Origin of the sequence: Streptomyces sp. NPDC051104 (genome assembly GCF_040682835.1) — a bacterium.
GTDB lineage: Bacteria > Actinomycetota > Actinomycetes > Streptomycetales > Streptomycetaceae > Streptomyces > Streptomyces cynarae.
Genome location: NZ_JBFBBS010000001.1, coordinates 344,818 through 366,058, shown reverse-complemented (window position 1 = coordinate 366,058; position 21,241 = coordinate 344,818). Strand labels below are relative to the sequence as shown.

18 protein-coding genes are annotated in these 21,241 nt (G+C 68.9%); 13 read left to right on the top strand and 5 right to left on the bottom strand.

Going from position 1 to position 21,241, the window contains the following annotated elements; all coding sequences use genetic code 11:
• The first annotated feature begins 195 nt into the window (after positions 1 to 195).
• The 8 genes from typA to AB0N14_RS01805 all read left to right on the top strand — a co-directional run bounded on the left by typA (position 196) and on the right by AB0N14_RS01805 (position 9,374).
• Entirely contained in the window at positions 196 to 2,112 is a 1,917-nt protein-coding gene (typA, locus tag AB0N14_RS01840; RefSeq protein ID WP_366023768.1) for a translational GTPase TypA, read from the top strand.
• A gap of 621 nt (positions 2,113 to 2,733) precedes the next feature.
• The gene (locus AB0N14_RS01835; RefSeq protein WP_366023767.1) at positions 2,734 to 4,353 is read left to right on the top strand and encodes an ABC transporter substrate-binding protein; all 1,620 of its coding nucleotides are present in this window, start codon (positions 2,734 to 2,736) and stop codon (positions 4,351 to 4,353) included.
• A 149-nt stretch (positions 4,354 to 4,502) separates the two neighbouring features.
• Positions 4,503 to 5,429, top strand: a complete 927-nt coding sequence (locus tag AB0N14_RS01830) for an ABC transporter permease (RefSeq protein WP_366023766.1) — start codon at positions 4,503 to 4,505, stop codon at positions 5,427 to 5,429.
• Positions 5,422 to 6,360, top strand: coding sequence for an ABC transporter permease (locus AB0N14_RS01825; protein WP_366023765.1), 939 nt, complete (start codon positions 5,422 to 5,424; stop codon positions 6,358 to 6,360). The genes AB0N14_RS01830 and AB0N14_RS01825 overlap by 8 nt, the downstream gene beginning before the upstream one ends.
• Before the next feature lie 11 nt (positions 6,361 to 6,371).
• On the top strand, positions 6,372 to 7,433 hold the full coding sequence (locus AB0N14_RS01820; protein ID WP_366023764.1) for an ABC transporter ATP-binding protein: 1,062 nt from the start codon (positions 6,372 to 6,374) through the stop codon (positions 7,431 to 7,433).
• Positions 7,426 to 8,574, top strand: a complete 1,149-nt coding sequence (locus AB0N14_RS01815) for a dipeptide ABC transporter ATP-binding protein (protein WP_366023763.1) — start codon at positions 7,426 to 7,428, stop codon at positions 8,572 to 8,574. Before AB0N14_RS01820 ends, AB0N14_RS01815 begins: the two co-directional genes overlap by 8 nt.
• Before the next feature lie 165 nt (positions 8,575 to 8,739).
• Positions 8,740 to 8,997, top strand: a complete 258-nt coding sequence (locus AB0N14_RS01810) for a hypothetical protein (protein WP_366023762.1) — start codon at positions 8,740 to 8,742, stop codon at positions 8,995 to 8,997.
• Positions 8,994 to 9,374, top strand: a complete 381-nt coding sequence (locus AB0N14_RS01805) for a hypothetical protein (protein ID WP_366023761.1) — start codon at positions 8,994 to 8,996, stop codon at positions 9,372 to 9,374. The genes AB0N14_RS01810 and AB0N14_RS01805 overlap by 4 nt, the downstream gene beginning before the upstream one ends.
• Here the strand turns inward: AB0N14_RS01805 and AB0N14_RS01800 are convergent.
• Genes AB0N14_RS01800 through AB0N14_RS01780 form a run of 5 tightly spaced genes read right to left on the bottom strand, consistent with a single transcriptional unit; the run spans position 9,364 to position 15,230 of the window.
• Complete coding sequence (locus tag AB0N14_RS01800) at positions 9,364 to 10,416, bottom strand: ABC transporter ATP-binding protein (RefSeq protein ID WP_366023760.1); 1,053 nt, start codon at positions 10,414 to 10,416, stop codon at positions 9,364 to 9,366. The genes AB0N14_RS01805 and AB0N14_RS01800 overlap by 11 nt on opposite strands.
• Positions 10,413 to 11,423, bottom strand: a complete 1,011-nt coding sequence (locus AB0N14_RS01795) for an ABC transporter ATP-binding protein (protein WP_366023759.1) — start codon at positions 11,421 to 11,423, stop codon at positions 10,413 to 10,415. Before AB0N14_RS01795 ends, AB0N14_RS01800 begins: the two co-directional genes overlap by 4 nt.
• On the bottom strand, positions 11,420 to 12,376 hold the full coding sequence (locus tag AB0N14_RS01790; RefSeq protein ID WP_366023758.1) for an ABC transporter permease: 957 nt from the start codon (positions 12,374 to 12,376) through the stop codon (positions 11,420 to 11,422). The genes AB0N14_RS01795 and AB0N14_RS01790 overlap by 4 nt, the downstream gene beginning before the upstream one ends.
• Positions 12,373 to 13,383 (bottom strand): ABC transporter permease, encoded by a 1,011-nt coding sequence (locus AB0N14_RS01785; RefSeq protein WP_366023757.1) that lies wholly within the window; start codon positions 13,381 to 13,383, stop codon positions 12,373 to 12,375. Before AB0N14_RS01785 ends, AB0N14_RS01790 begins: the two co-directional genes overlap by 4 nt.
• Positions 13,383 to 15,230, bottom strand: coding sequence for an ABC transporter substrate-binding protein (locus tag AB0N14_RS01780; RefSeq protein ID WP_366023756.1), 1,848 nt, complete (start codon positions 15,228 to 15,230; stop codon positions 13,383 to 13,385). The genes AB0N14_RS01785 and AB0N14_RS01780 overlap by 1 nt, the downstream gene beginning before the upstream one ends.
• 380 nt (positions 15,231 to 15,610) lie before the next feature.
• On the opposite strand from AB0N14_RS01780, the gene AB0N14_RS01775 reads away from it, so the two are divergent.
• The 5 genes from AB0N14_RS01775 to AB0N14_RS01755 are packed head-to-tail and all read left to right on the top strand — an operon-like array spanning position 15,611 to position 21,200.
• Positions 15,611 to 17,227, top strand: coding sequence for an ABC transporter substrate-binding protein (locus AB0N14_RS01775; protein WP_366023755.1), 1,617 nt, complete (start codon positions 15,611 to 15,613; stop codon positions 17,225 to 17,227).
• Positions 17,228 to 17,260: 33 nt separating this feature from the next.
• Entirely contained in the window at positions 17,261 to 18,184 is a 924-nt protein-coding gene (locus AB0N14_RS01770) for an ABC transporter permease (protein ID WP_366023754.1), read from the top strand.
• Positions 18,177 to 19,145 (top strand): ABC transporter permease, encoded by a 969-nt coding sequence (locus tag AB0N14_RS01765; RefSeq protein WP_366023753.1) that lies wholly within the window; start codon positions 18,177 to 18,179, stop codon positions 19,143 to 19,145. The genes AB0N14_RS01770 and AB0N14_RS01765 overlap by 8 nt, the downstream gene beginning before the upstream one ends.
• A 5-nt stretch (positions 19,146 to 19,150) precedes the next feature.
• Positions 19,151 to 20,131 (top strand): ABC transporter ATP-binding protein, encoded by a 981-nt coding sequence (locus AB0N14_RS01760; protein ID WP_366023752.1) that lies wholly within the window; start codon positions 19,151 to 19,153, stop codon positions 20,129 to 20,131.
• Positions 20,118 to 21,200 (top strand): dipeptide ABC transporter ATP-binding protein, encoded by a 1,083-nt coding sequence (locus AB0N14_RS01755; protein ID WP_366023751.1) that lies wholly within the window; start codon positions 20,118 to 20,120, stop codon positions 21,198 to 21,200. The genes AB0N14_RS01760 and AB0N14_RS01755 overlap by 14 nt, the downstream gene beginning before the upstream one ends.
• Positions 21,201 to 21,241: the final 41 nt, after the last annotated feature.

The window sequence follows — 21,241 nt, the reverse complement described above, 5'->3', positions numbered from 1 at the left end:
GCGCACCCAACCCCCGCCCAGCCCCAGCACCGGGTGCCCCGGAACCAGACCTGAGCTGCACCAACGTAACCCGCCCCCCCTCAGCGGCAGCGCCCCCGTACCATGGGGTGAGGCCGTGGCACGTTCAGCCCGGCAGGGCGCGCGTACCGAGGACGTACGCGCAGCCGTCCCACCACTCCGGGAGTACGCCGCAATATGGCTGTGACTGCAACGCGTCACGACATCCGCAACGTCGCCATCGTCGCCCACGTCGACCACGGCAAGACGACCATCGTCGACGGCATGCTGAAGCAGGCCGGCGCCTTCGCCGCCCACCAGCTCGAGCAGGTCGACGACCGCGTCATGGACTCGAACGACCTGGAGCGTGAGAAGGGCATCACGATCCTCGCCAAGAACACGGCGGTGAAGTACCACCCGAAGGACGGCGGAGACCCGATCACGATCAACATCATCGACACCCCCGGCCACGCCGACTTCGGCGGCGAGGTCGAGCGCGGTCTGTCGATGGTCGACGGTGTCGTGCTGCTCGTCGACGCCTCCGAGGGCCCGCTGCCGCAGACCCGTTTCGTGCTGCGCAAGGCGCTCCAGGCCCGGCTGCCCGTCATCCTGTGCATCAACAAGACGGACCGCCCCGACGCCCGTATCGACGAGGTCGTCAACGAGACCTACGACCTGTTCCTGGACCTGGACGCCGACGAGGACCAGATCGAGTTCCCGATCGTCTACGCCTGCGGCCGTGACGGCATCGCCTCGCTGACCAAGCCGGAGGACGGCACGGTCCCGGCGGACTCCACCAGCCTGGAGCCGTTCTTCTCCACGATCCTGGAGCACATCCCGGCCCCGAGCTACGACGAGGAAGCCCCGCTCCAGGCCCACGTCACCAACCTGGACGCCGACAACTTCCTCGGCCGTATCGCACTGCTCCGCGTCGAGCAGGGCGAGCTGCGCAAGGGCCAGACCGTCGCCTGGATCAAGCGCGACGGCACGATCGGCAACGTCCGCATCAGCGAGCTGATGATGACCGAGGCCCTCACCCGCAAGCCCGCCGAGAAGGCCGGCCCGGGTGACATCTGCGCCGTCGCCGGCATCCCCGACATCATGATCGGCGAGACCCTGGCCGACCCCGAGAACCCCATCGCGCTGCCGCTGATCACGGTCGACGAACCCGCGATCTCCATGGTCATCGGTACGAACACCTCGCCTCTGGTCGGCAGGGGCGGCACGGGCAAGGGCGCCAACGCCAAGGCCACGGTCAAGGACCGCAAGGTCACCGCCCGCCAGGTCAAGGACCGTCTCGACCGCGAGCTGGTCGGTAACGTCAGCCTCCGGGTGCTGGACACCGAGCGCCCGGACGCCTGGGAGGTCCAGGGCCGCGGTGAGCTGGCGCTGGCCATCCTGGTCGAGCAGATGCGCCGTGAGGGCTACGAGCTGACCGTGGGCAAGCCGCAGGTCGTCACCAAGGAGATCGACGGCAAGGTCCACGAGCCGTTCGAGCGCATGACGATCGACGTGCCCGAGGAGCACATGGGCGCGGTCACGCAGCTCATGGGCGTCCGCAAGGGCCGTATGGACAACATGTCCAACCACGGCTCGGGCTGGGTCCGCATGGAGTTCGTGGTCCCCTCCCGCGGTCTGATCGGCTTCCGCACCGAGTTCCTGACCAGCACCCGTGGCACGGGCATCGGCCACTCCATCCACGAGGGCTTCGAGCCGTGGGCCGGCCCGCTGCAGACCCGTAACAACGGCTCGCTGGTGGCCGACCGCTCCGGCTCCGTCACCGCGTTCGCGATGACGAACCTCCAGGAGCGCGGCACGCTGTTCGTGGAGCCGGGCACCGAGGTGTACGAGGGCATGATCGTCGGCGAGAACTCCCGCTCCGACGACATGGACGTCAACATCACCAAGGAGAAGAAGCTCACGAACATCCGGTCCGCCACGGCCGACATCGCCGAATCGATCGTGCCGCCGCGCAAGCTGTCGCTCGAGCAGTCCCTGGAGTTCTGCCGCGACGACGAGTGCGTCGAGGTGACGCCGGAGGCGGTCCGCATCCGCAAGGTCGTCCTGGACCAGCGTGAGCGGGCCCGCGCCGCGAGCCGCGCCAAGCACAGCTGATTTCCGGCCATCCACGACAGGGTCGGGCGCTCCGCGAGACGGGGGTGCCCGGCGCTGTCGCGCAAAACAGGGGATAGGGAAAACCCTTCACTTCCTCCAGGGAGCCGCACAGCCCGACCTGTGCGCACTACCCTGCTGGCGAGGTGCATTCCGGCCATGCCGGGCGGATCGTCGGCGAACGGACTTTGCGGGGGCTGCCGTTCACCCGAACAGGACGCCGCGTGCACGGTGCGCATCGGTGTGCGCGCACGCCAGCGGCGCCCCCGCACACCTTCACTGTAACCGCAACCGGATTTTTCCCCCGAGCGTCCGGAATGCGGACACCGCGCCCCGGTAGATGTGTAACAAGTCCGTTTCGCAGGGATCTTTCGGCAAACCGTTTGTCCGGATTTTGGAAGATGTACGGGCCAGGTGTGATGGAACCGAGACCTTAGGAGTGTGGTTCGTCCTTGGTCGATGGCAGATAGTTAGGCGCGTAGAGCTCGGATCAACGGGTCATGCGCTATCGGTGGCGCCGACTCACGAGCGCGGGGGACACCTGAACGTTTCAGGCGCCGGTGACGGCGACGTGTCAGGTGTCCTCCCATGCGGTGAACCATTGGACTCATGAGGAGGAGCCCCATGCGTGGTGCCAAGAGCGCCAAGTGGGTTGCGATAGCCGCGGTTGTGGCGCTGGGCGCGACGGCCTGTGGTGGTGGCGGGGACAGCGGCTCGGGCGGCGGCAAGAGCAACGGCATCGTGTCGATGGAGATCGGTGAGCCGCAGAACAGCCTGGTCCCCACCAACACGTACGAGACCGAGGGCGGCCAGGTCATCAACGCTCTCTTCACGGGTCTGACCAAGCTTGACGCCAACAACAAGGTCGTCGACGCCATGGCGCAGTCGATCGAGACCAAGGACAACAAGGTCTGGACGATCAAGCTGAAGCCGGGCTACACCTTCCACAACGGCGAGAAGGTCACCGCCCAGTCCTTCATCGACGCCTGGAACTACGGCGCCAACCAGACCAACGCCCAGCAGACCAACCCGCTGTTCAGCCACATCCAGGGCTACAGCGACCTGAACCCGGGCGAGGGCAAGAAGCCCAAGACCGACACGATGTCGGGTCTGAAGGCCGTCGACGACAACACCCTCCAGGTCACCCTGAACGGTCCGTTCTCGGCGTTCCCGTCGCAGCTGTCCTTCACCGCGTTCGTCCCGCTGCCCAAGGCGTTCTTCAAGGACCCGAAGGGCTTCGGCGAGGCCCCGATCGGCAACGGCCCCTTCATGATGAAGGGGAAGGTCAAGCACAACCAGGAAATCGACACCGTCAAGTACGACAAGTACCCGGACGCCTCGAAGATCGAGGTCAAGGGTGTCGACTTCAAGATCTACTCGAACCTGGACACGGCCTACAAGGACCTGGTCGCGGGCAACCTCGACATCGACATCAACGTTCCGACCTCGGGTCTGCCGACCTACAAGAAGGACCTGCCGGGCCGCACGATCGACGAGGCCGACTCGGCCGTCGGCTACATCGGCTTCCCGATCAAGTACAACAAGGCGTTCCAGAACGCGGACCTGCGCAAGGCCATCTCCATGGCGATCGACCGGAAGACGATCGCCGAGAAGGTCTTCGTCGGTGCCCGTACGCCCGCGGACGACTACATCAGCCCGATCATCGACGGCTACCGCAAGGGCGCCTGCGGTGAGGCCTGCACCTACAACCCGAGCAAGGCCAAGGAGCTCTACAAGCAGGCCGGCGGGCTGCCCGGCAACACGCTGGAGATCGGCTACAACGCGGACGGCGGCCACAAGGAGTGGGTCGAGGCGGTCGCCAACCAGCTCCAGCAGAACCTGGGCATCAAGGTGACGGCCAAGCCGTTCGAGCAGTTCCAGACCATCCTCAACGACCTGGACGCCAAGAAGTACCAGGGCGCGTTCCGTATGGCCTGGAGCATGGACTACCCGGACATGGAGGACTACCTCCGTCCGGTCTTCTCGAAGGACGCCATCACCAACGGCTCGAACTACTCCGGCTACGTCAACGAGGAGTTCGAGAAGCTCCTCGTCAAGGGCGACCAGGCCCCGACGCACGAGGAGGCCGTCAAGATCTACCAGCAGGCCGACGACGTCCTGCTGAAGGACCTGCCGTACATCCCGGTGTACTTCTACACGCTGAACGCCGGCTTCAGCGACAACATCAAGTCGATGAAGGTCGCCGGCCACCAGGTCCTCTGGGACACGGTCAAGCTCGGCTGAGCCGTAACTGATCAGGTCCGACCGCGGCCAAAGGGTGAGCAGGGGGAGGGGCTCGAAGCCTTCCCCTGCTCACCCCTTCTGCCGTCTCCCGTCCGACAGTGCCGCCGCCCCGGCCACGGGCGGATCGAGCACCCCCCTCTGGAGCACCCATGGGCCGATACGTCGTGCGCCGCCTCCTGCAGGTGATCCCTGTGGTGATAGGCGTCACGTTCATCATCTTCTGCCTGGTCTTCGCGCTGCCCGGCGACCCGATCCAGGCACTGGCCGGCGACAAGCGCGCCGACCCCAACATCGCGGCCATCATCCGCGCGCACTACCACCTCAACGAGCCGCTGTACCAGCAGTACTGGCACTACATCAGTGGCGTCTTCACCGGTGACCTCGGTGAGACCTACAACGGCCGTGCCATCTCGGACATCGTCGCCGAGCGGTTCCCGGTCACGCTCAAGCTGGGCCTGACATCCTTCGCCATCGAGGCCGTCATCGGCATCCTGGCGGGCATCATGTCCGCGTTGAAGAAGGGCAAGTTCCTCGACAACGTGGTGCTGGTCGCCACCCTCCTGCTGATCTCCATCCCGGTCTTCGTGCTGGGCAGCGTCCTTCAGCTGGAGCTCGGCGTGAACCTCAAGGCCACGCCGGTCGCCGGCATCGACAAGGGCTGGCCGCAGAGCTACATCCTCCCGGCCATCGTGCTCGCCTCGACCTCGATGGCCTATATCGCGCGACTGGTACGGACGAGCCTGACGGAGTCGCTCCGGGCGGACTACGTCCGTACCGCGATCGCCAAGGGCCTGCCGCGGCGCCGGGTCATCGGCCTGCACGCGATGCGCAACTCCCTGATCCCGGTCGTCACCTTCCTGGGCTTCGACCTCGGCGCCCTGATGGGCGGCGCCATCATCACCGAGCGGGTGTTCAACATGCCCGGTATCGGTGGCCAGCTGGCCCAGTCCGTCTATCTGCGCGAGCGGCCGATCGTCGTCGGCCTGGTGACCCTGCTGGTGCTCATCTACCTGGCCGCCAACCTCCTCGTAGACCTGATGTACGCCGTGCTCGACCCGAGGATCCGCTATGAGTGAGAAGACGATAGAGAGGCCCACCACCGACGAGGCCTCCCTCGCCAAGGAGATCGAGGCCGAGGAGAAGGCGGCGGCCCGTCAGGCCAGCCTGCTCAAGGACGGCTGGGCGGACCTGCGCAAGCGGCCCATGTTCCTCGGGACCGCCTTCATCATCGTCTTCCTGCTCGCGCTGGCGATCGTGCCCAGCCTGTTCACGGCACGCTCCCCGTTCTCGGACGGCTTCTGCCAGCTGCAGAACTCCATGAACGGGCCGACGTCCGGGCACTGGTTCGGCTTCGACGTGCAGGGCTGCGACATCTACACGCGGACCGTGTACGGCACCCGGAACTCGATCGTCGTCGGTGTGGTCACCACCGTCGCCACCACCCTGATCGGCGGCCTGCTGGGCATGCTGGCCGGTCTGGTCGGCGGCTGGATCGACGCGCTGCTGTCCCGGATCACCGAGGTCTTCTCGGCCCTGCCGCTCATCGTCGGCGGTCTGCTGATCATGTCGATCTGGGGCGGCGGCGACGTGTGGACGGTGTCGTTCATCATGGCGATCCTCGGCTGGCCGCAGGTCTTCCGGATCATGCGCGGCGAGGTCATCTCGAACAAGTACAACGACTACGTGATGGCCGCCCGTGCGCTCGGCGCGGGCTCGGGTCGGATCGCGTTCCGGCACATCCTGCCGAACACGCTCGCACCCGTCATCGTCATCACCACCATGAACCTCGGTGTCTACATCGCCGCCGAGGCCGCCCTGTCCTACCTGGGCATCGGCATCCAGTACCCCAACATCTCGTGGGGTCTGATGATCAGTGACGCCCAGGACCGGTTCCTGACCTCGCCGCACGCGCTGCTGTTCCCGGCCGGCGCCCTGAGCATCACCGTGCTGGCGTTCATCATGCTCGGCGACGTCGTCCGCGACGCCTTCGACCCGAAGATGCGCTGAGGGAGGCGTACGTGACCACCATCCAACCGACGGACGCCGTCCCGGCTCCGCGACCCGGCGACGCCGGGAAGACCGGCCCGCTGCTCGAAGTGCGTGACCTGCACGTCGAGTTCCAGACCCGCGAGGGTGTCGTCCGGGCCGTCAACGGCGTCAACTACTCGGTGAACTCCGGGGAGACGCTCGCCGTGCTCGGCGAGTCCGGCTCCGGCAAGTCCGTGACCGCGCAGGCGATCATGGGCATCCTCGACATGCCGCCGGCCCGCATCCCGCAGGGAGAGATCCGCTTCTACGGCGAGGACATGCTGAAGATGTCCGCCGAGGAGCGGCGCAAGCTGCGCGGCGCGCGGATCGCGATGATCTTCCAGGACGCGCTCTCCGCGCTCAACCCCGTGCTCAGCGTGGGTTTCCAGCTCGGTGAGATGTTCCGCGTCCACCAGGGGCTGTCCCGCAAGCAGGCCAAGGCCAAGGCGATCGAGTTGATGGACCGGGTGAAGATCCCGGCGGCCGCGGCGCGCGTGAACGACTACCCGCACCAGTTCTCGGGCGGTATGCGCCAGCGCATCATGATCGCCATGGCGCTCGCGCTGGAGCCGGACCTGATCATCGCCGACGAGCCGACCACGGCCCTCGACGTGACGGTCCAGGCCCAGGTGATGGACCTGCTCGCGGAGCTGCAGCGCGAGTACCACATGGGCCTGATCCTCATCACCCACGACCTCGGTGTCGTGGCGGACGTCGCCGACAAGATCGCGGTGATGTACGCGGGCCGCATCGTGGAGACGGCGCCGGTGCACGAGCTGTACAAGCGCCCGGCCCACCCCTACACCCGGGGTCTGCTCGACTCGATCCCGCGCCTGGACCAGAAGGGCCAGGACCTCTACGCGATCAAGGGCCTGCCGCCCAACCTGCTGAAGGTGCCCAGCGGTTGTGCCTTCAACCCGCGGTGCGAGAAGGCGCAGGACATCTGCCGCACGGATCGTCCGCCGCTGGTCCCGGTGACCGAGCCGGACGGAACGGAACTGCCCGGCCGCGCCAGCGCGTGCCACTTCTGGAAGGAGACGATCCATGGCTGAGCCGACCAAGACCGGCGAGCCGCAGGACGCGACACCGAACGTCTCCGCCGTGGACGTCACCGACGTGCACTCCGAGGAGGAGGCGGTCGCCGCCCTCGACGCGCCGGTCGACCGGGGCGAGCCGATCCTGCAGGTGCGCAACCTCGTCAAGCACTTCCCGCTGACGCAGGGCATCGTCATCAAGCGTCAGATCGGCGCGGTCAAGGCCGTCGACGGCGTCTCCTTCGACCTCTACCAGGGCGAGACCCTGGGCATCGTGGGCGAGTCCGGATGCGGCAAGTCGACGGTGGCCAAGCTCGTGATGAACCTGGAGCGGGCGACCGCCGGTGAGATCTTCTACAAGGGCCAGGACATCACCAAGCTGTCCGGCAAGGCCCTCAAGGCGGTCCGCCGCAACATCCAGATGATCTTCCAGGACCCGTACACGTCGCTCAACCCGCGTATGACGGTGGGCGACATCATCGGCGAGCCCTTCGACATCCACCCCGAGGTGGCCCCCAAGGGCGACCGGCGCCGCAGGGTGCAGGAGCTCCTCGACGTCGTGGGTCTCAACCCGGAGTACATCAACCGCTACCCGCACCAGTTCTCGGGCGGTCAGCGCCAGCGCATCGGCATCGCCCGCGGCCTGGCCCTGAACCCCGAGGTCATCATCTGCGACGAGCCGGTCTCCGCCCTGGACGTGTCGGTCCAGGCGCAGGTCATCAACCTGATGGAGCGACTGCAGGACGAGTTCAACCTCTCCTACATCTTCATCGCGCACGACCTGTCGATCGTCCGGCACATCTCGGACCGTGTGGGCGTGATGTACCTCGGCAAGATCGCCGAGATCGGCACGGACGAGCAGATCTACGACCACCCGACGCACCCCTACACCCAGGCGCTGCTGTCGGCGGTCCCCGTGCCGGACCCGGAGGCCCGTGAGAACCGCGAGCGGATCATCCTCACCGGCGACGTGCCCTCCCCGGCCAACCCGCCCTCGGGCTGCAGCTTCCGCACCCGTTGCTGGAAGGCCACGGACAGGTGCGCCGAGGAGGTGCCGCTGCTGGCGATCCCCGAGCGCTTCAAGGACGCGGACTCCCCCGCGGCCCACGAGTCGGCGTGCCACTTCGCCGAGGAGAAGGACGTCGTGCACGCGGCGTGACCCGCACTATGGCAGCACGCGGTTCCCGGCACCTCGCGCAGGTGCCGGGAACCGGCTTTTCCGCTCCTGTCACAAGCTGCCGGTGGTGGGCAATCGACCAGAACGGCGTACGGGTACGGGTGCGTACCCGTATCCTGGGCCGGTAAGTGAGTGGAGGGAGTCCCCATGTCCGACGCCAACGTCCGTATCCCCGCAGAGGCCCGCGACCGGCTCGCCGAGATAGCGGCTGAAGAGGGGCTGTCGTTGCGTGCTTACCTTGCCCGGCTGGCCGAGACGCTTCTCACGCCCGCGGAGCGCGCGCGGCGCGCCGAGGAGGCCCGTGCTGTGCTGCGGGAATGGAACGGATACGACCCCAGCAAGGACGAAGAGGCGGACCTGGACGCAGAGCTCGATCGCCGGCTGGCCGAGGCGGCTGCTCCGTGACCGACTCCCTGCACGTCATCCTCGACACCACGGCGATGGTCGCCGCCGGATCGGGAAACATCCTGGCCTCCCGCCTGATCCACCGCGCGCACGCGGTGCCGGGATGGTTCTTGTATGCGCCGACATGCGCGCTGGTCGAAGCCGACCGGGCGCGGCCTGGTACGGCTGAGCACATCGCGGCTCTTCCCAGCATCGCTGTCCTCGATCTGGACCTTCCCTCGGCCTTGGTCGTCGCCCGTGACACCACCTGGGCACCGGCACAGATCGAGCACGCGGCCCAGCCGACGCCAGACCGACCTGACGGAGCCGTGGTCGCCACCGTTGTTCCAGAGAGCTGGAAAGGGCGCCCGGTCCGCGTGCTCGACCTCAATCCGTGAGGCCGGGGCGGGCCTCGCCGCTCGTATCCACCCGGGCCCGCGCCCAATGGCACGCCACCTGCCCGACGTCACCTCCGCCCAGCACCTGCGGTTCCCGGGTCCGGCACGCGTCCGCGACGCCCGCCCGTTCCGCCTTCCCGCCGGCCAGGATCTGGCAGCGGGGGTGGAAGCGGCAGCCCGTGGGGATGCGGGACGGGTCCGGGGGCTCGCCGGACAGGACGACAGGGGCACCCGGGGCTTCCGGGAGGACCGAGAGCAGCGCCTGGGTGTAGGGGTGCCGTGGGGCGGTCAGGACCTGTTCGACGTCGCCCGTCTCCACGATGCGGCCCAGGTACATCACCGCCACCCGGTCCGCGATGTTCCACGCCAGGCCCAGATCGTGCGTCACCACCAGTGCGGACAGGCCCAGTTCGGTGCGCAGGCGCAGCAGCAGGGCCAGGATCTCGCCGCGCACCGAGGCGTCGAGGGAGGCCACCGGCTCGTCGGCGACGATCAGTTCCGGGTCCAGGACGAGCGCGCCCGCGATCACCACGCGCTGGCGCTGGCCTCCCGACAGCTCGTGCGGATGGCGCAGGAAGAAGCGCTCCGGTGGGCGGAGCCCCGCCCGGGAGAGGGCCCCCGCCACCGCCGTCTGCTCGTCTCCGCCGTACCCGTGGATCCGCAACCCCTCCGCCACCGACTCGTACACCGTGTGCCGGGGGTTGAGCGATCCGCTCGGGTCCTGGAGCACCAGCTGGACGCGTCTGCGGTAGGCCTTCAGGGCCCGGGCGGAGTAGCCGAGCGGCCGTCCGTCGAAGCGGACGCTTCCCGACGTCGGCGGTACCAGGCCGAGCAGTGCCCGGGCCAGTGTCGTCTTGCCGCAGCCCGACTCGCCGACCAGCGCCACGATCTCCCCGGGGCGGATGTCGAGGTCCACACCGTCCACCGCCCGGGACGGCACACCGCCGTGGCGCCCGGGGAAGGTCACGCGCAGTCCCTCCGCGCTCAGCAGCGGTGATGCAGTCGGCGATGTCGTCGCCGATGTCGTCGGTGATGTCGTCATGGGCTGCTCCTCGCGTCCTCCGCCGCATCCGTCGCCTCCGTCGGACCGGGGGCCGGGTGTGGCGACACATGCACACAGGCCGCCCGTCGGCCCGGGCCTGCGTCCCGCAGCTCCTGGTCCTGGGTGGCGCAGCCGTCCAGGACCACCGGGCAGCGCGGGTGGAAGGCGCAGCCGGACGGCAGGGCGGACGGGTCGGGCGGATCGCCCGCCAGGCCGCGTGGGGCATAGCGGGAGGCCGGGTCGCCGATGCGGGGGAACGCCGCGGACAGGGCGCCTGCGTACGGATGCCGGGCGTCGTCGTAGAGCTGCCGGGCCGGGCCCTCCTCGACCACCCGGCCCGCGTACATCACCGCCAGCCGGTCGCAGGTCTCGGCGAGGACGGCCAGATCGTGGCTGATCATGACCAGGCCGAGGTCCTGTTCGGCGACGAGCCGGCCGATCAGCCGCAGGATCTGCGCCTGGATCATCACGTCCAGGGCCGTCGTCGGCTCGTCGGCGATGACCAGCCGTGGGTCGCAGGCCAGTGCCATGGCGATCATCACGCGCTGGCGCTGGCCGCCGGACAGTTCGTGGGGGAACGCCGTCGCCCGTGCGGCCGGGAGGCCCACGTGCTCCAGCAGCTCGCCGGTCCTGCGCTTCGCCTCGGCCGCGGTCGCCTTGCGGTGCAGCAGCATCGGCTCGGCGATCTGGTCGCCGATCCGGTGCACCGGGTTGAGGGAGTGCATCGCTCCCTGGAAGACGATCGAGGCCCCCGCCCAGCGGACCGCCCTGACCCGCCCCCACCGCATCGTCAGCATGTCCTCGCCGTCCAGCAGGACCTGCCCGCCGACCCGGGTACCGGGCGGCAGCAGCCGCAGCAGGGCCAGCGCCAGGGTGGACTTCCCGCAGCCCGACTCGCCCGCGATGCCGAGCCTCTGCCCCGCCGCCAGCACCAGGTCGACGCCGCGCACGGCGGCGGCCCCGCCGGCGTAGGTCACCTCCAGGTCCCTTACCTCCAGCAGCGTCAACGCTCCACCCCCAGCCGGGGGTTGAGGACGGACTCCACCGCGCGGCCGCACAGCGTGAAGGCCAGGGCGACGACGGCGATCGCGATGCCCGGCGGCACCAGGTACCACCAGTCGCCGGAGCTCACCGCGCCCGCCTCGCGGGCGTCCTGGAGCAGACCGCCCCACGACACGACCGTCGGGTCGCCCATGCCGAGGAAGGCGAGCGTCGCCTCGGCGAGGATGGACGAGGAGATCATCAGGGTCGTCTGCGCCAGCACCAGCGGCATGACGTTGGGCAGTACGTGCCGGAGCATGATGTGCGCGTGGCCGCCGCCGAGCGCCCGCGCCCGCTCGATGTAGGGCCGGGACTCCACCGCCAGCGTCTGCGCCCGCACCAGCCGGGCGGTGGTCGGCCAGGACGTCACACCGATCGCCAGGATCACCGTGCCGAGCGAACGGGACATCACGGTGGCGAGCGCGATGGCGAGGACCAGCGTCGGCATCACCAGGAACCAGTCCGTGATCCGCATCATCACCGTGGCGTACGCGCCCCGGAAGTGCCCGGCGGTGATCCCGACCAGCGCGCCGATCGCCACGGACAGCACCGCCGCGGGCAGCCCGACCAGCAGCGAGATCCGCGAGCCCCACACCACCAGGCCCAGCAGGTTCCGCCCGAACCGGTCCGTGCCCAGCGGGAACTCACCGCTGGGATGCTGAAGCGGCCGGCCCGGCGCACCGGTCACACTGGACACGTCGGAACCGACGGTCAGCGGCGCGGTGAGCGCGACCGCGGCGAACAGGACGAGGACGGCCAGGCCCACGAGCCCGGCGCGGTGCGTGCGGTAGTGCGCCCAGAAACGGGCGGCGGAGCGGCGGCGGCGCTGCCACGCGAGCGTGCGCGGGCTCGCCTTCACCACCGGAGGAGTCGTGTCGGTACGGGCCGGTCCGCCCGGGGGAGTCGTGTCGGTCGTCATCGGCCCACCCGGGGGTCGAGCAGCGGATAGATCAGGTCGGCCAGCGTGTTCATGAGGATCACCGCCGAGGCGAAGACGAAGAACAGCCCCTGGACGAGGGGAAGGTCGGGCACGCTCAGCGCCTGGTAGAAGAGCCCGCCGAGGCCGGGCCAGGAGAACACGGTCTCGACGAGGATGACGCCCGCGACCGTCCGGCCGAGATTGACGAAGACCAGCGTCACGGTCGGCAGCAGCGCGTTCGGTACGGCGTGCCGGCGCCGGACCAGGTCGTCCCTCAGGCCCTTGGCGCGCGCGGTGGTCAGGTAGTCGCTGCCCATCTCGTCGAGCAGCGCCGAGCGGGTGACCAGCAGCGTCTGCCCGTACTCGACCGCGACCAGCGTGATCACCGGCAGGACGAGATGGTGGGCGACGTCGACGGCGTATGCGAAGCCCTCCTTGCCGCCGGACTCCATGCCGCCGGTCGGGAACACACCCGGGACCGGGCCCATGCCCACCGCGAACACGATGATGAGCAGCAGGCCCAGCCAGAAGGAGGGGATCGAGTACAAGGTCAGCGCCACACCGGTGTTGAGCCGGTCGCCGAGCCGGCCGTGGCGCCACGCCGAGCGGGTGCCGAGGACGATGCCGAGGACCGTGTAGAGGACGAACGCGGTGCCGGTGAGCAGCAGCGTGTTCGGCAGCGCTTCGGTGATCTTGTCGATGACGGGTGCCCGGAACTGGTACGACGTGCCGAGGTCGCCCGTGAGCGCCTTGCCGCAGTAGTCCGTGAACTGCTGCCACAACGGCAGGTCGAGACCGAATTCCCTGCGGTAGGCCGCCAGTTGCGCGGACGATACGGGGCGGCCGCCCGTCATGAACTTCACGGGGTCGCCCGGGATAAGCCGGAAGAGGAAGAAACTGGTCAGGAGGACGGCGAGCAAGGAGACGGAGGCGCCGCCCGCCTTGCCCGCCGCGTACCGCAGGTACGGCGTGCCGGCATGTGCCCGCAGTTCGCGTGCCGGTTCCACTACTCACGGTCCTCAGCGGTGGCGCGGCGCCGCAGGCCGAGGACCACCCCGGCGCCGACGAGGACCACGACGCCCGCGACGATGCCGATGACGACCCCGGTGGACGAGGAACCGCCCGAGGAGTCACCGGAGTTCGCCGGTACGGCCGACCACCAGCTCCAGTAGCCGTCCTGGCCGTAGATGTTGCCCGCCTTCCGAGGCATGGTGGTGATCGACGCGATCTGGTCCGTCCGGTAGGCCTCGACCGCGTTCGGGTACGCCATGACGTTCATGTACCCGAGGTCGTACAGCCGCGACTCGGCCTGCTTGACGAGGCCGGCGCGTTTGACGGGGTCGTACTCCGCGAGCTGCCGGGCATAGAGGTCGTCGAACGTCCTGTCGCAGATGAAGTTGTCCGTGGCGGCCGTGTCCTTCGGGGTCGCCGGGAGCGCCGCGCAGGTGTGGATCGACAGCACGAAGTCGGGATCGGGGTTGACGGACCAGCCGTCGAAGGCGAGGTCGTACGTGCCGGCGAGCCAGGGGTCGGTCACGTTGTCGAGGCAGTCGAGCGTCAGGCCGATGCCGAGCTTGCCCCACCACTCCTTCAGGTACTGGCCGACGGCCTTGTCGTTCGGGTCGGTGGCGTGGCACAGCATGCGGTAGGTGAGGGGCTTGCCGTCCTTGCCCACGCGTTTGCCGTCGGCGTTCTTCCGGTAGCCCGCCTGGTCGAGGAGCTGGGCGGCCTTCGCGGGGTCGTAGGCCAGCTCCTGGGCCGCCGTCGGCTTCCAGAAGTACGTGGAGAAGCGGGGCGGTATGTAGCCCTGGCCCTCGACGGCGTGGCCCTGGAAGACCTTGTCGACGAGTGTCCTGCGGTCGACGGCCATGAACAGGGCGTGCCGCACCCGCTCGTCCAGGAGGGAGGGGGCGCCGTCGCCGAACTTCTGCCCGTTCCGCGCCCGGGCACCGGGGTTGGTGGCGATGGCGTAGAAGCGGCGGCCCGGGGCGTCGTTGACCTTGATGTCCTTCACGCCCTGCAGGGAGGCGGCCTGAGCAGGTGTCAGGGAGGGCGAGCCCGCGACGAAGGACACCTCTCCCTTGCGCAGGGCCGCCACCGCGGCGTCCTGGTCCTTGTAGTACCGGAACACCAGCTCGTCGAACTTCGGGGCGCCCCGCCAGAAGTTCTTGTTGGCCTTGAGCCGCACATAGCTGTCGGGCTTGTAACCGGTCAGGACGAACGGCCCGTCACCGACCACGGGGAAGCTCTTGTCGTTGTTGAACGTCCCGAAGTCCCCGACTTTCTCCCAGACGTGCTTGGGCACGATCGGCACGTCGAGCGCGGTCATCGTGGCCTGGGGCTTCTTGAGTTCTATGACGAGCGTGGTGGGGTCCGGAGCCGTGACCTTGCGGAAGCCCGCGACGAAGCTGCCGTTCGCGGTGGCCGCCTTGTCGTCGGTCATCATCTTGGTGAACGTCCACGCCGCGTCCTCGGCGGTGACCTTCTGCCCGTCCGACCATGTGGCGTCGGAGCGGATCGTGTACGTCCAGGTGAGCTTGTCGGCGGACGGCTTCCACCGGGTGGCGAGGCCCGGGACCGGGTGGGCGTCCCCCGGGTCGTAGTCGGTCAGGTACTCGTACATCAGCCGGTTGATGCTGGTACTGACCAGGCGGGTCGCGAGGAACGGGCTCAGCGAGTCCACGCTCTGGGCGACCGCCACGGTGAGGACCGTGTCGCTCGCCTTCGCCTCGGCCTGCTGGGGTAGGGCCAGAGCGGCGGAGACCGTGAGGGCGGCGGCGACGAGCCGCGCTGAACGGTGTCGTGGACGGTCCGGGCGCGAGCGCCCTCTGCCGTGCTGGTCTTGCGTGCTCATCGATGCTGACCTCACGTCATCACTGCACGGGGACGGCGGTTCGGGGAACGGCTTGATCCGGCCGGATCGGCTGACGCCGGATGGGTGATGAGTGTGTCTATCAGCGGCGCTCCGCACCCGTCAACGGTGCGTCAAATGCCCTGTGGCCTGCGGAAACGAGGTCGCCGACGGCGGGCTGGCAACCATTGGTCCACACCTGTGAAGCGCCGCTGGTGGAGGCCTGGCGCCCAGGGTCCTTCGTTACGGGAGGCCCGCGTCCGGACGGGGGTGCGGCCAGTCGGGTGGCGTTGCGTGTGATGAGGGGTCTTCGGGTCGATAGTGGCGATAACGGACAGTGTCCCGGCGCCGAGGGCAGGGGCACACCCTCGAGGAGGCACCCCATGCGTGGAGCCAGGCACGCCCTGTGGGCGGCGGTGGCCGCCCTCATGGCGGCCGCCTGTGGCGGGGGCGCGGACGGCGGCGGCACCGTGCCCGGGGTGTTCAGTTCCTCCTGGGGCGATCCGCAGAACCCGCTCGAGCCGGCCAACACCAACGAGGTCCAGGGCGGCAAGGTGCTCGACATGGTCTTCCGGGGGCTCAAGCGGTACGACCCGAGGACCGGCGCGGCCGAGGACATGCTCGCCGAGAGCATCCGGACGTCCGACTCGCGGAACTTCACCGTCACCGTCAAGGACGGCTGGACCTTCAGCAACGGGGAGCCGGTCACCGCCCGGTCCTTCGTCGACGCCTGGAACTACGGCGCGAGCCTGAGGAACAACCAGAGGAACGCGTACTTCTTCGGGTACATCGAGGGCTACGACAAGGTGCACCCGGCCTCCGGCACCCAGACCGCCGACACCCTCTCCGGGCTGAAGGTGACCGGCCCGCGTACCTTCACCGTCCGGCTGGGCCAGAAGTTCTCCACGTTCCCGGACACCCTCGGCTATGTGGCCTTCGCCCCGCTGCCCCGGGCGTTCTTCGACCACCACGCGGACTGGCTGAAGAAGCCGGTCGGCAACGGCCCGTACCTGGTCCGCTCCTACACCCGGGGCTTCATGATGTCCCTGCGGAAGTGGGACGCCTACCCCGGCCCGGACAAGGCCCGCAACAACGGCGTGGACCTGAAGGTCTACACCGACAGCAACACCGCCTACACCGACCTGCTGGCCGGCAACCTCGACCTCGGCGACGACGTGCCCGCCTCGCAGCTCAGGAACGTGAAGTCCGATCTCGGCGGCCGGTACATCACCGCCCCGGCCGGCATCATCCAGACCCTCGCCTTCCCCCACTACGACCCGCGCTGGAAAAGACCGGGGACGGAGAAGGTCCGCACGGGTCTGTCCATGGCGATCAACCGGGACCAGATCACCGACACGATCTTCCACCACACCCGCACCCCCGCCAGTGACTGGACCTCACCCGTCCTGGGCGCCGACGGCGGTTTCAAGGCAGGTCTGTGCGGCGACGCGTGCCGCTACGACCCGGTCCGGGCCAAGAAGCTCATCCAGGAGGGCGGCGGGCTGCCCGGCGGACAGCTGAGGATCAGCTACAACGCCGACTCCGGCTCGCACCGGGAGTGGGTGGACGCCGTGTGCCACTCCATCAACAACGCCCTCGGCAACGACCGTGCCTGCGTCGGCAACCCGGTCGGCACCTTCGCCGACTTCCGCAACCAGATCGCGCAGCACAAGATGTCCGGGCCGTTCCGCGCCGGATGGCAGATGGACTACCCGCTCCTCCAGAACTTCCTCCAGCCGCTCTACTACACGAACGCCTCCTCCAACGACGGCAAATGGTCGAACAAGGACTTCGACAAGCTCGTCGACCGGGCGAACGCCGAGAGCGACAAGGCAGCTGCGGTCGGGCTGTTCCAGCAGGCCGAGGGGGTCGTGCGGGACAACATGGCCGCCATCCCGCTCTGGTACCAGAACGGCAGCGCCGGCTACTCGCAGCGCCTCGCGAACGTGGCGCTCAACCCGTTCAGCGTCCCCCTCTACGACCAGATCGAGGTCCGCTGAACCGCACGCCCGCCCGCCACCCCCGGAGGCCTCATGGGACGGTACGTCGTCCGGCGCCTGCTGCAGATGATCCCGGTCTTCTTCGGCGCCACCCTGCTCATCTTCCTGATGGTGAACGTGATGGGCGACCCCGTCGCCGGCCTGTGCGGCGAACGGCAGTGCGACCCCGCCACCGCGGCCCAGCTGCGCCGGGAGTTCGGCCTCGACAAGCCCCTCTGGCAGCAATACGCGACCTACATGGGCAACGTCTTCACCGGCGACTTCGGCACCGCATTCAACGGGCAGAAGGTCACCGAGCTGATGGCGACCGCCTTCCCGCCCACCATCCGGCTCACGATCGTCGCGATCGTCTTCGAGGTCGTCCTCGGGATCGCGCTCGGCGTGGTCACCGGGCTGCGCCGCGGGCGGCCCGTCGACACCACCGTTCTGCTGCTCACCCTCGTCGTGATCTCCGTGCCGACCTTCGTCACCGGTCTGCTGCTCCAGCTGCTGCTCGGTGTGAAGTGGGGCTGGACCAGACCGTCGGTCTCCCCGGCGGCCACCGTCGGGGAACTGATCGTGCCCGGCCTGGTCCTCGCCTCCGTCTCCCTCGCCTATGTCACCCGGCTCACCCGGACCTCCCTCGCCGAGAACAGACGCGCCGACTACGTCCGCACCGCAGTCGCCAAGGGGCTGCCGCGCCGGCGTGTGATCACCCGGCACCTGCTGCGGAACTCGCTCATCCCCGTCGTCACCTTCATCGGCACCGACATCGGCGCCCTGATGGGAGGCGCGATCGTCACCGAGCGGATCTTCAACGTCCACGGCGTCGGCTACCAGCTCTACCAGGGGATCCTGCGGCAGAACACCCAGACGGTCGTCGGCTTCGTGACCGTGCTCGTCCTGGTCTTCCTGGTCGCCAACCTGCTCGTCGACCTCCTGTACGGCGTACTCGACCCGAGGATCCGCTATGCCTGAGCAGCCACGGTACGAGCGGAAGGGGGCCGTCGCCGGGACGGGCATGGGCGGTGCCATGGACCTCGCCGCCAGCGAGGCGACCACCCTGCAGAGGGGACCGGAAGGCCCGGCCGGACGGCCGCGCAGCCTCTGGTCCGACGCCTGGCGCGACCTGCGCCGCAACCCGGTCTTCCTCGTCTCCGCGCTGGTGATCCTCTTCCTCGCCCTGATCTCCCTCTGGCCGTCCCTGATCACCTCCGGCAACCCGCTCGTCTGCGAGCTGTCCAAGGCCCAGGAGGGCTCCCAGTCCGGGCACCCGTTCGGCTTCGACGGCCAGGGCTGCGACGTGTACACCCGGACCGTCTACGGCGCCCGTACCTCCGTCACGGTGGGCGTCTGCGCCACGCTCGGCGTCGCCGTCCTCGGCTCGGTCCTCGGCGGGCTCGCCGGGTACTTCGGCGGTGGATGGGACGCGATGCTGTCCCGGGCCACCGACATCTTCTTCGCCATCCCGGTCGTCCTCGGCGGGCTCGTCCTGCTCTCCGTGGTGATCGGCAACACGGTCTGGCCGGTCGTCGGGTTCATCGTGCTGCTCGGCTGGCCGCAGATCTCCCGGATCGCCCGCGGTGCGGTCATCACCGCCAAACAGCACGACTACGTCCAGGCCGCCCGCGCCCTCGGCGCGTCCGACACCCGCATCCTGCTGCGGCACATCGCGCCCAACGCGGTCGCCCCGGTGATCGTCGTCGCGACCATCGCGCTCGGCACCTACATCGCCCTCGAGGCGACCCTGTCGTACCTCGGCGTCGGGCTGAAGCCGCCGAGCGTGTCCTGGGGGATCGACATCTCCGCCGCCTCCCCGTACATCCGCAACGCCCCGCACGCGCTGCTGTGGCCATCCGGCGCTCTGGCGATCACCGTGCTGGCGTTCATCATGCTCGGCGACGCGGTGCGCGACGCCCTCGACCCGAAGCTGAGGTGACGGCCGTGCTGCTCGAAGTGCAGGACCTGCACGTGGAGTTCCGGACCCGGGAGGGCATCGCCCGGGCCGTCAACGGGGTCGGCTACAGCGTGGACGCCGGCGAGACGCTGGCCGTGCTCGGCGAGTCCGGCTCCGGCAAGTCCGTCACCGCGCAGGCCGTCATGGGCATCCTCGACACGCCGCCCGGCCGGATCACCGGCGGCCGCGTCCTCTTCCAGGGGCGGGATCTGCTCACCCTCAAGGAAGAGGAGCGGCGCAGGATCCGCGGCGCCGGAATGGCCATGATCTTCCAGGACGCCCTCTCCGCGCTGAACCCCGTCCTCACCGTGGGCGACCAGCTCGGGGAGATGTTCGTCGTGCACCGGGGGATGTCGAAGAAGGACGCACGCGCCCGGGCGATCGAGCTGATGGACCGGGTACGGATCCCGGCCGCCCGCCAGCGCGTGCGGGACTATCCGCACCAGTTCTCCGGCGGTATGCGCCAGCGCATCATGATCGCCATGGCGCTGGCGCTGGAGCCCGCGTTGATCATCGCCGACGAACCCACCACCGCCCTCGATGTCACCGTGCAGGCCCAGGTCATGGACCTGCTGGCCGAGCTGCGGCGCGAGTACGGCATGGGTCTCGTCCTCATCACCCACGACCTCGGTGTCGTCGCGGACGTCGCCGACCGGATCGCCGTCATGTACGCGGGCCGGATCGTCGAGTCGGCCCCCGTGCACGACATCTACAAGAGCCCCGCTCACCCCTACACCCGCGGCCTGCTCGACTCCATCCCCCGTCTCGACCGCAAGGGCCGCCGACTCTACGCAATCGAGGGCCTGCCGCCGAGCCTCACGCACATCCCGCCGGGCTGCCCCTTCCATCCCCGCTGCCCCCTGGCCCGCGACGTGTGCCGCACCGACGAGCCGCCGCTCTACGAGGTGAACGAGCAGCGGGGCAGCGCCTGCCACTTCTGGAGGGAGTGCCTGCATGGCCGGTCCTGAGACGATCCTGGAGGTCAGCGGGCTTGTCAAGCACTATCCGCTCACCCGGGGGATCCTGTTCAAGAAGCAGATCGGCGCGGTGCGGGCGGTCGACGGCGTGGACTTCACGCTCGCTCGGGGCGAAACGCTCGGCATCGTCGGGGAGTCCGGGTGCGGCAAGTCGACGCTCGCCAGGCTGCTGGTCAACCTGGAGCCGCCGACGGCCGGTTCGATCCGGTACAAGGGCGAGGACATCACCCGGCTGTCAGGGCGCGCGCTGAAGGCGGTGCGGCGCAACATCCAGATGGTGTTCCAGGACCCGTACACCTCCCTCAACCCCCGTATGACGGTGGGCGACATCGTGGGGGAGCCGTACGAGATCCATCCCGAGGTCGCGCCCAAGGGGGACAGACGGCGGCGGGTGCGGGAGCTGCTGGACGTCGTCGGACTCAACCCCGAGCACATCAACCGCTATCCGCACCAGTTCTCCGGCGGTCAGCGCCAGCGCATCGGCATCGCCCGGGGGCTGGCGCTGCGCCCGGAGATCATCGTGGCGGACGAGCCGGTCTCCGCGCTCGACGTGTCGGTGCAGGCCCAGGTGATCAACCTGATGGCGCGGCTCCAGGACGATTTCGGGCTGAGTTACGTCTTCATCGCGCACGACCTGTCGATCGTGCGGCACATCTCCGACCGGGTCGGGGTGATGTACCTCGGGAAGATCGTGGAGATCGGCACCGACGAGGAGATCTACGAGCATCCCACGCACCCCTACACCCAGGCCCTGCTGTCCGCCGTGCCCGTGCCCGACCCGGCGGCACGGGAGCGCCGGGAACGGATCATCCTCAGCGGGGACGTGCCGTCCCCGACGGACATCCCCTCCGGCTGCCGGTTCCGCACGCGCTGCTGGAAGGCCAGGGAGCGGTGTGCGCTCGAGGTGCCGCCACTCGCGGTGCCGGAGGAGTTCCGGGGGACGACGGGACCGGCCGCGCACGATTCGGCGTGCCACTTCGCGGAGGAGATGCGTGTGGTGCCGCCCGAGGAGCCACCGGAGGAGCCGCATAACTCCGCAAACACGCACGAAGTGCGTTAACACGCAGGCAACTTGGCTGACGCGATTCCGATATACGGACG